Raw genomic sequence first — 11,755 nt, 5'->3', positions numbered from 1 at the left:
TATCCAGCATTTAATTTTTTATTAAATTAACACCACTCCCATTAACACTCTGTGGATGATTTCAGGAGTCTGTATGATTAAAAGTCTTCCCCGCGCCACCGTCAGCCTTGCCATGGCAAAAGCGATGACGGCAGCCGCTGAGAGTAAAGCCAGTGAAATCAATGTACCCGTAGTCATATCCATCGTCGATGGCGGCGCAAACCCGCTGATAATGCAGCGAATGGATGAAGCCTTCGTCACCAGTTGTGATATTTCGCTGAACAAGGCGTGGTCAGCCTGCTGTCTGCATCAACCGACGCATGAAATAACCGCAGGTGTTCAACCGGGCCAGTCACTCTATGGTTTGCAGCTTACCAATCAGCAGCGAATTGTTATTTTTGGCGGTGGTTTCCCTATTATTGAAAACAATCAGGTTATTGGCGCAATCGGTGTCAGTGGTGGCACGGTTGAACAGGACATGGAAATAGCCAGATCAGCGCTCGACTATTTCGACAAGCATTAATCAACTTTATTTCAAACTCCATTTTCTGAGGCTTATTATGAGCGATCGTATGTATGACTTTCTTGTTCCAAATGTGAACTTCTTCGGCCCGGGCGCGGTGTCTGTGGTGGGCGAACGCTGCAAACTGTTGGGCGGGAAAAAAGCCCTGCTGGTGACCGATAAAGGCCTGCGTGCTATTAAAGACGGCGCAGTCGATCAGACCGTAAAACATCTGCGCGAAGCCGGTATTGACGTGGTGATTTTTGATGGTGTCGAACCGAACCCGAAAGACACCAACGTGCGCGATGGCCTGGCGGTCTTCCAGAAAGAACATTGCGACATGATAATCACCGTAGGCGGCGGCAGCCCTCATGACTGCGGGAAAGGTATCGGTATCGCCGCGACCCACCCAGGCGACCTTTATAGCTATGCAGGTATCGAAACCCTGACCCATGCACTGCCACCGATTATTGCCGTCAACACCACCGCCGGTACTGCCAGTGAGGTCACCCGTCACTGCGTACTGACGAATACCCAAACCAAAGTGAAATTCGTTATTGTGAGCTGGCGTAACCTGCCTTCCGTTTCCATCAACGATCCGCTGTTGATGGTCGGTAAACCTGCCGGCCTGACCGCCGCAACCGGGATGGATGCGCTGACCCATGCCGTGGAAGCTTACATCTCCAAAGATGCCAACCCGGTGACGGACGCTTCTGCCATTCAGGCTATCAAACTGATTGCGACAAATCTTCGTCAGGCCGTGGCGCTGGGCACCAACATCAAAGCGCGTGAAAATATGGCCTGCGCCTCGCTGCTTGCCGGGATGGCGTTTAACAATGCTAATCTCGGTTATGTCCATGCGATGGCTCACCAACTTGGCGGCCTGTACGACATGGCTCACGGTGTAGCAAACGCCGTGTTGTTACCGCACGTCTGCCGCTACAACCTGATAGCCAACCCGGAAAAATTTGCCGATATCGCCACCTTTATGGGCGAAAACACCACCGGGCTCTCCACAATGGATGCCGCTGAGTGCGCGATTAACGCCATTGCCCGTTTGTCCAAAGACGTTGGCATCCCTCAGCACCTGAATGAACTTGGCGTAAAAGAGGCTGACTTCCCGTATATGGCGGAAATGGCGCTTAAAGACGGCAACGCGTTCTCTAACCCACGTAAAGGGAATGAGAAAGAGATTGTTGAGATTTTCCGTCAGGCGTTCTGAAGCACGTCACCAAACCACTCGCGGGCCTCTGTGCCCGCTTTTGTGATTTCCCCCACGTGGAGAACGCGTATGCAAAATCCCGGTATCCCCGGCTCACCCGCAGTGCATCTGTTTTACCACCCGGATCTTACTGACAGCGAAACGCTGCGCCAGATAAGCCTCGGTCTTGAGGAACAGGGTGTACCCTGCCGAACCATCCTCTGCGCTGACATCGATAACGCACTGGCGCTTGCCCATCAGGCCGCGCAGCACTCCGCGCTCCGTACCGGGATCGGCGTTTCCGCCAGCGGCGATACCGTACTGACGCATGCCCAGTACCCTGCCGATCGCCCCCTGCGTCACTGCCCTCCTGCCAGTGGCTACGCCCGGTTACGTAATCTCGGCGCGAATGCGGGCCAGTTGGTGAAAGTCATCCCCTTTAGCGAGGCGCTATAACATGTATCGCATCTATACCCGAACCGGTGATCAAGGCACGACAGCGCTGTTTGGCGGTAGCCGAATCAATAAAGACGATATCAGAGTGGAAGCCTACGGCAGTGTGGATACGCTAATTTCACTGCTGGGCGTCTGTCATGCTGCCAGTGACGATCCTGACCTGCGTGCCGGGCTGCACCGCATTCAGGAGGAGCTGTTTGTGGTAGGGGCTGAACTGGCCTGCGATGCACGGGGGCTTACCCGTCTTAACCGTGTTATCGATCAGGCGGATATTAACCGCCTTGAACAAGAGATCGACCGTAATATGACCGCAACGGGCCCATTAAAAGCGTTCGTCATCCCCGGCAAGAACCTGGCTTCGGCTTACCTGCATGTGGCGCGCACGCAGGCCCGACAGCTTGAAAGGATTCTGGTGGCGATGGACAGAACTGTGCCCCTGCGCGAGTCATTAAAAAGTTACATCAACCGTCTGTCTGATGCGTTGTTTGCGATGGCGCGCGTGGCGGAGTGCCTGCCAGAGGAGAACCTTAATCCTGATGTCGATGCTTGAACTGAGTGACATCAATATCAAACTGCTTCATTTTACGCCACAGGGTGGTGCGGCCAATATTCAACAACCGGGACATCTCCTGCACGCGCCCACTGGTCACTCTGGCGGCGTGGATAATCGCTTCTTTCTCTATGGCCGAAATGCTCATACTGGCGGGCATTAATGTACTGTTTCCCGCCACACCGGGGTGTTCGCTGAATAGCCACCCTGGCAGATTGCTTAAACGGATGTGCCCGTGCTCGCTGCTGATAGCAATATTCTCCACGATGCTGTTTAACTCAAAGTCATTTCCCGGCCACGAATAGGCCACCAGATGCGCCAGCGCATCGTCGTCAACTTTTAGTCGCGATGAGAAACGCCGCTCCAGCGTGCGCAAGCGGCTATGCACCAGCGACGGGATACTGTTCCGCCTTTCACGCAGCGGTGGAATGCTGATTTCAAACGAGTGTAACGCGTAATAAAGCTGACGGCTAAAGCGGTTTTGTTCCACCAGATTGCCGAGATCCATCGTCGTGGTGGCAATCACTTTAACATCCACCGGAATCAAGCGGCGCGCATCCAGACGCGTCACCACACCCTGCTTGATCACCTGAAGTAAAATGGACTGTAGCTCCGGGGCCAGATATTCGATCTTCTCCAGAAAGAGTGTCCCACCGGACGCCAGCTCAAGACGACTCAGGCGCCCGTTCTCTTCTTCCGTTGCCGAACTGCCCATGAAATCCACGCCAAGGGCATTATCGGCATATAACTGGCAGTTAACGGCAATAAACGGGCCCGCCGCCCGTTCGCTTTCGTTATGAATTGCCTGCGCGATTAACTCTTTACCCACCCCCTCTTCCCCGCACATCAGCACCGGGAAATTACCCCGCGCGGCCTGACGGCCAAAATGAATCAACCGCCGGGTTTCCGGATCGTCCGCCGACATCTGCGAAAACGTATGGCTCACCTTACCCAACTGGCTGGTCATTAACTGGCGCATTTGTTCAACCGGATGGAGTAGCAGAATGAAACTGGTTCCCTGCGCTTCGACAATCGGTTTTAGCGTGATGACCGCATCGACAAACTGGTGCTGGCTTTCGAACGTGACTTCGGCGTGGCTGAGGGAGCGCGCCTGTTTGGTGGCCCGCCGAAGCAGGGCGGGCAGCGTGACCAGATCGTTAATATTTTTCCCCTGACACGCCTGCGCATCGAGATGTAATAACCGCGCCGCCTGGGGATTAAGAAACTGTAATATGCCCTGCTCATTCCAGGCCATCACACCATCATCCATGCTTTCGAGCAGGCCGTACATCTGATTGAGATGGCGGTTGGACTCCGCCAGTAAGCTATCCGTCAGCAACGAATTCCCCACTTCTCTGGCCATCGCCAGGGTCAGAGAGAGATCGGCCACGCCCGAGTCCTCAGCCAGACAACACAGGGCAATCGAACCAAATAAACGCCCATTGTTATCAAAAATTGGCGTGGAGCAGAACGCCCACGGGAATAAGGCCTGTTTAAAATGTTGATCGCCCAGAGTTTTTACCGGCTGCCCGATCATGGACGCCAGAGAAAGAGAACAGGTACCAATAATACTTTCCGCGCAGTAGCTACCGGCCATGAATCCCAGCGAATCCAGCGCCTCCAGGGTATCCGGGTGGCCGCAGCGGGTCAGAACACAAGCAGACTCATCCAGAATAAACAGGGCGCACGGGCGACCGTCCATATACTCCCAGGCATCCTCCAGCGCCGCCTGGCCGATGGTCAGCAGCGCAGTCTTACGACGGCAGATAGACTGGAACGTCAGCCCCTGAGCCTGATGCGGCGTACTCCAGAATTCGCGCTTCATCATCTTGCCGCAGCGGTGCCAGGACTGGTCAATAAATGACGTCAGAGCCTGTTCGACGTGCTCATTCTGCGTGGTCATAGCCTTATTACTCTCTTCTTTGCCTGCCTGAAAAGGCCGGTCCATAAAAACAACAACCCCCGGCACCGGTAACGGCAACGCCAGGGGAGATCCACAACGCTGGTGGAACGCTGGCCGGATTAGCGGCCAGCGGTAATCGTTACTCAGTAGCCAACCATTGTGCGCCCAGGCGATCGGCCGTCAGGATCGCGCCGTAAACACTTTCCGGGCTCACCGGGAACGGCATATTGTGGATGGTTTCCCCTTCCGCGCAGGTCGCTTTTGCCACCGCGAGGATTTTCTCCTCGATGCCTTCTTTCACGCCCATCTGCGCCAGCGTCATCGGTAAGCCCACTTTCTGGCAGAAACGCAGTACCGTCTCGATTTCGTCCATTGGGCTGTTTTGCAGCACCAGTTGGGCCAGCGTACCGAAAGCCACTTTCTCACCGTGATACAGATGGTGACACTCTTCCAGAATGGTGAAGCCATTGTGAATAGCGTGAGCCGCTGCCAGGCCACTGCTTTCGAAACCAATGCCGCTCAGATAGGTGTTGGCTTCAACAATGCGTTCCAGCGCAACGGTAACGACACCCGCTTCAGCCGCCAGGCGTGCTTTTTCGCCCTCCGCCAGCAAGGTGTCATAACACAAACGCGCAAGACTCAATGCGGCAGCCGTTGACTGACCACCCGCCATACTGACCGCACGCGCGTCGTAGCAGGCTTTCGCTTCAAACCAGGTAGAGAGTGCATCACCCATACCCGAAACCAGTAACCGTACAGGGGCTTTAGCAATAATCGCCGTATCCATCACCACCATATCGGGGTTTTTCGGGTAGATCAGATACTCTTCAAATTCACCGGCTTCGGTATAAATGACTGACAATGCGCTGGTCGGCGCATCCGTAGAGGCAATGGTCGGGATAACCACAACGGGCAGTTTATGGTAATAGCCAATGGCTTTTGCTGTATCGAGCGTTTTCCCGCCGCCAATACCCACCACGCCTTTGCACCCTTTCTGCTGCAAAATCGCGCCAAGGCGATTGATTTCCGCATGACTGCATTCGCCGTTAAAGCGTTCTGCATGGCAGCTTATGCCGTTTTCATGCAGACCATTCAGCACTTTGTCACCCGCCAGTTTCATGACGAAATCATCGGCAATCACAAAAAAACTGTCTGCCAGATTTTTAGCATATTCACCGAACAACGCAGCTGCATCAGGACCCTGAAGATATTTTGCCGGAGACTGAATCACTTGTAGCATTCTCTACACCCTCACATTGAACTCGTTTCCATGATGACGCCGGGTGACGCTCACTCCTGTTTATCGCGTTTCCAACGGGAGGTTGAGCACGACCGACGCGGTAGCACTCACTGTAGAGCGGGCGCAGAACAAAAAAATGCTTCGCTGTTTAGTTCCACTTCGGAACGCCATTCAGAAAATAACGTTTCAGAATGGAACATTAACCGCGACAAAACATCAGGATTGAGATCAAGGTCTGGATCGCTATCACACAATTCAACGACAGAAAATTCTGTATCGCCGCCATTTTGACCCTAATGGGCAAAAAAAAATAGTCTCTGCTGCGCTCATCGCCTCCGACGAATACCGAAACACACCTTGAAACATTGTCCGGCTTCTCACTTTTAGCGACAACCCCTTAATACCGTTCCAATATGGAACGTTTTCACCTATTTCCGTTCCGACTTGAAACCTAAATCAACAGGGATTTTCTTTTTTACCCGCCAGGGGAGAATCAATTCATCGGCCAGGATACTGAAACGCCAGTATCGCAGCCGAAACCCTACACCGGGCTCACTGACCAGGTGAGCCAATAACCTCCAGCGGAGTATGCATAATGAAAAAACTGATTAACCGTGTGGAAGATGTACTGACTGAACAACTTGCCGGGATGGCGAAAGCGCATCCGGAACTGAAACTACACCAGGACCCGGTCTATGTGACCCGGGCAGATGCGCCCGTCGCGGGTAAAGTGGCCCTGCTTTCCGGTGGCGGAAGCGGTCATGAGCCAATGCACTGCGGGTTTATTGGTATGGGGATGCTGAGTGGTGCTTGTCCGGGAGAAATTTTCACCTCTCCGACCCCGGATAAAATGTTTGAATGCGCGATGCATATTGACGGTGGCGAAGGCGTACTGCTGATCATCAAAAACTACACCGGCGATGTGCTGAACTTTGAAACCGCCACCGAGCTGCTCCACGAGAGCGGCGTGAAAGTCACCACGGTGGTGGTCGATGATGATGTTGCCGTCAAAGACAGTCTTTATACCGCCGGTCGGCGCGGCGTGGCGAACACGGTGCTTATCGAAAAACTGGTGGGCGCAGCCGCAGAACGTGGCGACAGCCTTGAAGCCTGTGCCAGCCTGGGCCGCAGGCTGAACAATCAGGGTCACTCTATCGGCATTGCGCTTGGCGCATGCACCGTCCCTGCCGCCGGAAAACCATCGTTTGAACTCAATGACAACGAAATGGAGTTTGGCGTGGGCATACATGGTGAACCGGGCATCGACCGCCGCCCCTTCACCTCGCTGAACGACACCGTTGACGCTATGTTTACCACCCTGCTGGAGAACGGCAATTACAGCCGTACGTTACGCCAGTGGGACCCGGTAAAAGGAATCTGGCAGGAAGTTACCCAGACCAAACAGGCGCTGCAAAAGGGAGATCGGGTGATTGCAATGGTCAACAACCTTGGCGCCACCCCGCTTTCTGAACTTTACGGCGTCTATAACCGCCTGGAAACACTGTGCGATAACGCCGGGATAACCGTTGCCCGCAGTCTGGTCGGCTCCTGGTGTACCTCGCTGGATATGTCCGGTTTTTCTATTACGTTGCTGAAAGCCGATGCCGAGACGCTCGCGCTTTGGGATGCCCCCGTTCACACCCCTGCCCTCAACTGGGGTCATTAAGGAGATCTGCAATGTCACTGAACAGAAATAACATTGTCGACTGGCTGTATCGCTGTGGCGAAATTTTCACCACCCAGTGCGATTTTCTTACCGGCCTCGACCGCGAAATCGGCGACGCCGATCACGGCCTGAATATGCACCGTGGTTTCAGCAAGGTGGTGGAAAAATTACCGTCCATTGCCGACAAAGACATTGGCTTTATTCTGAAGAATACGGGCATGGTGCTGCTTTCCAACGTAGGCGGGGCCAGCGGCCCACTATTCGGTACTTTTTTTATCCGCGCAGCCCAGGTCACCCAGGCTCGCCAGAACCTCAGCGTTGAGGAGCTCTATTTGATGATCCGCGAAGGCGCTGACGGCGTGGTGAGCCGGGGGAAAGCCGAACGAGGCGATAAAACGATGTGTGACGTCTGGCTGCCGGTGGCGGATTCACTGCGTCACGCCAGCGAAAACCATTTATCGATGACCGCCGCGCTGGAAGCGGCCTGCGAGGTGGCAGAACAGGCCGCGCAATCCACCATTACCCTGCAGGCGCGTAAAGGACGTGCCAGCTACCTGGGGGAACGCAGTATTGGTCATCAGGATCCGGGCGCCACATCAGCGCTGTTTATGGTGCAAATGCTGGCTGCTGCGGCTAACGCGTAATACAGAGGATAAGGCGATGGTAAACCTGGTAATTGTCTCGCACAGTGCCCAACTGGGCCAGGGCGTCGGGGAACTGGCTCGCCAGATGTTAAGGGGGGATAGCTGTAAGCTGGCTATCGCCGCAGGCATTGACGACCTAACCAATCCTATCGGCACCGACCCCATTAAGGTGATGGACGCAATCCTCTCCGTGGCGGATACGGACGCGATTCTGGTGTTAATGGATATGGGTAGCGCACTGTTGAGTGCCGAAACCGCACTCGACCTGCTGGAGCCGGAGGTGGCCGCACGCGTGCATTTATGCCCGGCCCCGCTGGTCGAGGGCGCGCTGGCCGCCACGGTCAGCGCCGCCAGCGGTGCGAGTATCGACAAGGTTATCGAAGACGCGCAAAGTGCGTTGCAGGCAAAGCGTGTTCAGCTCGGTTTCCCCGCGCTGGAAGAGTCCCGTAATAACCTTTCGTCCGCAGAAAACGATGCTTGCGATGCGCAGGCTGAGTCCGTTACGGTGGAAATTAACAATCCTAACGGCCTGCACGTTCGCCCTGCCGCCCGGCTGGTTGAGGGGCTGTCCGGGTTTGATGCGGTGCTACTGCTGGAAAAAGAGGGCAAATGCGTCAAACCTGACAGCATCAATCAAATTGCACTGTTGAAAGTTCGCTGCCACGATCGGATTCGGCTGGTAGCCAAAGGGCCGCAGGCCGCCGAAGCGCTGGCTGCATTCCAGGCGCTGGCAGCGGGCAATTTTGGTGAACATTGCCTGGTGGACGTTACGGCTGAAAATGCACAACCGGCACTGACAACGGCGCGTGGACAAGTGCTAAATTACCGCCCCATCCATCATCGCTTTGATGACGTTGCAGGCGGTACGCAGGAAGAGGAGTTTCGTCGTCTGAAAATAGCGGTAAGTCATACCCTGGACGATCTCATCGACTTAACCCGCCTTGCGGCTGAAAAATATTCAGATGACATTGCCGCCATCTTCTCAGGCCAGCATACCCTGCTTGACGATCCCGACCTGCTGAACAGCGCCAGCGAGACACTGCGTCAGCGGAAATGCAGCGCCGAACGTGCGTGGCAGGACACCATGATGGCCCTCAGTCAGCAGTATCGTGAGCTTGATGATGCCTATCTTCAGGCGCGCTATATCGACGTTGAAGACATTATGCATCGCACGCTGGGGCATCTGACGGATGTGACTGACAACGCCCCTGTTCTGCTGCATCGCACTATTCTGATTGCCGATGACATCTACCCGTCCGTCGTGTTGCAACTCGACACCAGTAACACCGCCGCTATCTGCCTGCGGCACGGTAGCCCATTAGCCCACGGCGCGATTATTGCCCGCCAGGGCGGTATTCCCTGGCTGTGCCAGCAGGGTAACGCCTTTGATAGCCTGCACAACGGCGACCCACTCACGTTAAACCGTCTGAATACCAGACAGTAACGACCGTTCACTCTCTGACACGCGCTGCGCAGTTCACTGTGCAGACGTGTCACACCTTAAGCTCAGGAAACTGTTATGTCGCAATTTTTCTACAATCAACGCGAAAACCTCGTTAATGACGCGATTGAAGGGGCTATCATCGCCAGCCCATGGAACAACCTTGCCCGGCTGGACTGCGACCCTGCGATCCGCATTGTGGTGCGCCGCGATCTGGACAAATCCAGAGTCGCCGTCATTTCCGGTGGCGGTGCAGGGCATGAACCGGCCCATGTCGGTTTCGTCGGAAAAGGCATGCTCACGGCGGCGGTGTGCGGCGATCTCTTCGCCTCTCCCAGCGTTGATGCGGTGCTGACCGCCATCCAGGCAGTCACGGGCGATGCGGGCTGCTTGCTTATCGTGAAAAACTACACCGGAGACCGGCTCAACTTTGGCCTCGCCGCTGAGAAAGCCCGCCGCATGGGCTACAAAGTGGAGATGGTGATTGTTGGCGATGACATCTCCCTGCCGGATAACAAACACCCGCGCGGGATTGCCGGCACTATCCTGATCCACAAAGTTGCAGGCTATTTTGCCGAAACCGGCAGTAACCTGGATACGGTCGCCCGCGAAGCTCGTATGGCGATGAACCGGGTCTTCAGCCTCGGCGTTGCGCTTTCAAGCTGCCATCTGCCTGCCGATCCACAGGATAACGTTCGGCACCATCCGGGCCAGGCTGAACTGGGGATGGGCATCCACGGCGAGCCTGGGGCCGTTGTCGTCGATACACAGAACAGTGCCGACATTGTGCGTCTGATGGTTGAAAAAATCGCGGCGGCAATACCGGATACGGGCCGCCTGATGCTCATGCTGAATAACCTGGGCGGCGTGTCGGTTACCGAAATGGCGATTATTACCCGCGAACTGACCACCAGCCCACTGGCTATACGTACCGACTGGCTCATCGGGCCGGCGCCACTCGTCAGCGCACTGGATATGAAAGGTTTTTCGATTACCGCAATGGTCATGGAAGATGGCATTGAAAAAGCGCTGCTGGCAGAGGTGAAAACCGCAGGCTGGCTGCCGCCAGTACGCCTTCGCCCACAACAAAACATGCCCTGCGATATCCGCAGCGCCCGGGTCGACTTTACGCCTTCCGAAAATGCGCGGGTTGGGCGCTACGTTGAAACGGTTACCGCGACGCTCTCAGGGCTGGAAAGCGAACTCAATGCCCTGGACGCCAAAGTGGGCGATGGTGATACCGGCTCCACTTTTGCTGCCGGCGCGCGTGAAATCGCCAGCCTGTTGCACCAGCAACAACTGCCACTGGATCAACTCGACACCCTGTGTGCACTGATCGGTGAACGCTTAACGGTGGTGATGGGCGGCTCCAGCGGTGTGCTGATGTCCATCTTCTTTACTGCGGCAGGTCAGGCTATTCACGAAGGTAAATCGGTCGTTGCCGCGTTACAGGCTGGGCTCGGTCAGATGAAGTTTTATGGCGGCGCAGATCTGGGGGATCGCACGCTGATTGACGCGCTGCAACCGGCGCTGGAGGCACTGGCGCAACATCCGGGGGATCTGGATGCGGCTTATCGGGCGGCTCAAGCCGGGGCCGATGCCACCAGCCACGCCACCAAAGCCAATGCAGGCCGGGCCTCGTATCTCAACAGCGACAGTCTGGCAGGGAATATGGATCCGGGCGCGCACGCTATCGCCATGGTCTTCAACGCGCTGGCACAACGCACAAGCGCGTAATCAAAGACCTCGGGGACGGGCAGAAAGTCGCAGGTGACTGATTGAAATAGATATGAAGGGGGCCATTGCCCCCTTTATCAGGGTAAAGGGCATGTTGACCGTCTCTGAGTAGGCCTGGCCTGTACCATCAGCCCAAAGCAAAAAGGGGTTACCTTTCGGTAACCCCTTTTTTTATTTGGCGGAAGCGTAGGTTGCTGACTTCAAAACCAGACCAGTCCAACGCAATACAATTAACTCTTCAATAATCCCAACTGTATGAGTTGGGATTATTGCGAATCTCACTCAGGGTCTGACGGGGGCAATTTACGCGATTTTCGCTCCTCAAGTTTTGCGAAGATCCATATTCTTGCACCTGAATTTAACCCAATAATCAAACTCACAACAGATAAATAAATTAATGATTTTTTAGAATAATCAATATGTCCAGATAACAACA

General features: G+C 55.1%; 10 protein-coding genes. 8 read left to right on the top strand and 2 right to left on the bottom strand.

The genetic code is table 11. From position 1 onward, the window contains the following. The first annotated feature begins 73 nt into the window (after positions 1-73). From NMC31_RS02375 to NMC31_RS02360, 4 genes are all read left to right on the top strand, one after another. Positions 74-502 (top strand): GlcG/HbpS family heme-binding protein, encoded by a 429-nt coding sequence (locus NMC31_RS02375; RefSeq protein WP_253896834.1) that lies wholly within the window; start codon positions 74-76, stop codon positions 500-502. Between the two features lie 37 nt (positions 503-539). Further along, positions 540-1,703: a 1,3-propanediol dehydrogenase gene (gene dhaT / locus NMC31_RS02370; RefSeq protein ID WP_149461564.1), complete on the top strand. Its 1,164-nt coding sequence runs from the start codon at positions 540-542 to the stop codon at positions 1,701-1,703. 69 nt (positions 1,704-1,772) lie between these two features. Then, the gene (locus NMC31_RS02365) at positions 1,773-2,138 is read left to right on the top strand and encodes a glycerol dehydratase reactivase beta/small subunit family protein (protein ID WP_253896833.1); all 366 of its coding nucleotides are present in this window, start codon (positions 1,773-1,775) and stop codon (positions 2,136-2,138) included. 1 nt (position 2,139) lies between these two features. After that, positions 2,140-2,688, top strand: a complete 549-nt coding sequence (locus NMC31_RS02360; protein ID WP_253896832.1) for a cob(I)yrinic acid a,c-diamide adenosyltransferase — start codon at positions 2,140-2,142, stop codon at positions 2,686-2,688. On the opposite strand, the gene dhaR is transcribed toward NMC31_RS02360, so the two are convergent. Both dhaR and NMC31_RS02350 read right to left on the bottom strand, forming a co-directional pair. Further along, positions 2,666-4,591 carry a dihydroxyacetone kinase operon transcriptional regulator DhaR gene (gene dhaR, locus NMC31_RS02355; protein WP_253897112.1) on the bottom strand — a complete coding sequence of 642 codons (1,926 nt, stop codon included), beginning with the start codon at positions 4,589-4,591 and terminating at the stop codon, positions 2,666-2,668. The genes NMC31_RS02360 and dhaR overlap by 23 nt on opposite strands. 139 nt (positions 4,592-4,730) lie before the next feature. After that, positions 4,731-5,831 (bottom strand): glycerol dehydrogenase, encoded by a 1,101-nt coding sequence (locus NMC31_RS02350; protein WP_253896831.1) that lies wholly within the window; start codon positions 5,829-5,831, stop codon positions 4,731-4,733. Between the two features lie 595 nt (positions 5,832-6,426). Between NMC31_RS02350 and dhaK the strand changes: the two genes are divergently transcribed. From dhaK to NMC31_RS02330, 4 genes are all read left to right on the top strand, one after another. Beyond that, positions 6,427-7,497: a dihydroxyacetone kinase subunit DhaK gene (gene dhaK, locus NMC31_RS02345; RefSeq protein WP_253896830.1), complete on the top strand. Its 1,071-nt coding sequence runs from the start codon at positions 6,427-6,429 to the stop codon at positions 7,495-7,497. Between the two features lie 11 nt (positions 7,498-7,508). Beyond that, on the top strand, positions 7,509-8,141 hold the full coding sequence (gene dhaL, locus NMC31_RS02340; RefSeq protein ID WP_253896829.1) for a dihydroxyacetone kinase subunit DhaL: 633 nt from the start codon (positions 7,509-7,511) through the stop codon (positions 8,139-8,141). A gap of 16 nt (positions 8,142-8,157) precedes the next feature. Further along, the gene (dhaM, locus tag NMC31_RS02335; protein ID WP_253896828.1) at positions 8,158-9,585 is read left to right on the top strand and encodes a dihydroxyacetone kinase phosphoryl donor subunit DhaM; all 1,428 of its coding nucleotides are present in this window, start codon (positions 8,158-8,160) and stop codon (positions 9,583-9,585) included. Positions 9,586-9,660: 75 nt separating this feature from the next. Next, entirely contained in the window at positions 9,661-11,319 is a 1,659-nt protein-coding gene (locus NMC31_RS02330) for a glycerone kinase (RefSeq protein WP_253896827.1), read from the top strand. The last annotated feature ends 436 nt before the right edge of the window (positions 11,320-11,755 follow it).

This window comes from Pseudocitrobacter vendiensis, from assembly GCF_943590815.1.
GTDB classification, from domain to species: domain Bacteria; phylum Pseudomonadota; class Gammaproteobacteria; order Enterobacterales; family Enterobacteriaceae; genus Pseudocitrobacter; species Pseudocitrobacter vendiensis.
Note: the sequence above shows the minus strand (reverse complement) of the source record. Positions and strands in the feature narration are given on the sequence as shown.

What these genes read in the sequence shown, in the direction of transcription:
- dhaT (WP_149461564.1), top strand. Translation starts at nt 540, where the DNA reads ATGAGCGATCGTATGTATGACTTTCTTGTTCCAAATGTGAACTTCTTC.
- NMC31_RS02375 (WP_253896834.1), top strand. Translation starts at nt 74, where the DNA reads ATGATTAAAAGTCTTCCCCGCGCCACCGTCAGCCTTGCCATGGCAAAA.
- dhaM (WP_253896828.1), top strand. Translation starts at nt 8,158, where the DNA reads ATGGTAAACCTGGTAATTGTCTCGCACAGTGCCCAACTGGGCCAGGGC.
- NMC31_RS02350 (WP_253896831.1), bottom strand. Translation starts at nt 5,831, where the DNA reads ATGCTACAAGTGATTCAGTCTCCGGCAAAATATCTTCAGGGTCCTGAT.
- NMC31_RS02365 (WP_253896833.1), top strand. Translation starts at nt 1,773, where the DNA reads ATGCAAAATCCCGGTATCCCCGGCTCACCCGCAGTGCATCTGTTTTAC.
- dhaK (WP_253896830.1), top strand. Translation starts at nt 6,427, where the DNA reads ATGAAAAAACTGATTAACCGTGTGGAAGATGTACTGACTGAACAACTT.
- dhaR (WP_253897112.1), bottom strand. Translation starts at nt 4,591, where the DNA reads ATGACCACGCAGAATGAGCACGTCGAACAGGCTCTGACGTCATTTATT.
- NMC31_RS02360 (WP_253896832.1), top strand. Translation starts at nt 2,140, where the DNA reads ATGTATCGCATCTATACCCGAACCGGTGATCAAGGCACGACAGCGCTG.
- dhaL (WP_253896829.1), top strand. Translation starts at nt 7,509, where the DNA reads ATGTCACTGAACAGAAATAACATTGTCGACTGGCTGTATCGCTGTGGC.
- NMC31_RS02330 (WP_253896827.1), top strand. Translation starts at nt 9,661, where the DNA reads ATGTCGCAATTTTTCTACAATCAACGCGAAAACCTCGTTAATGACGCG.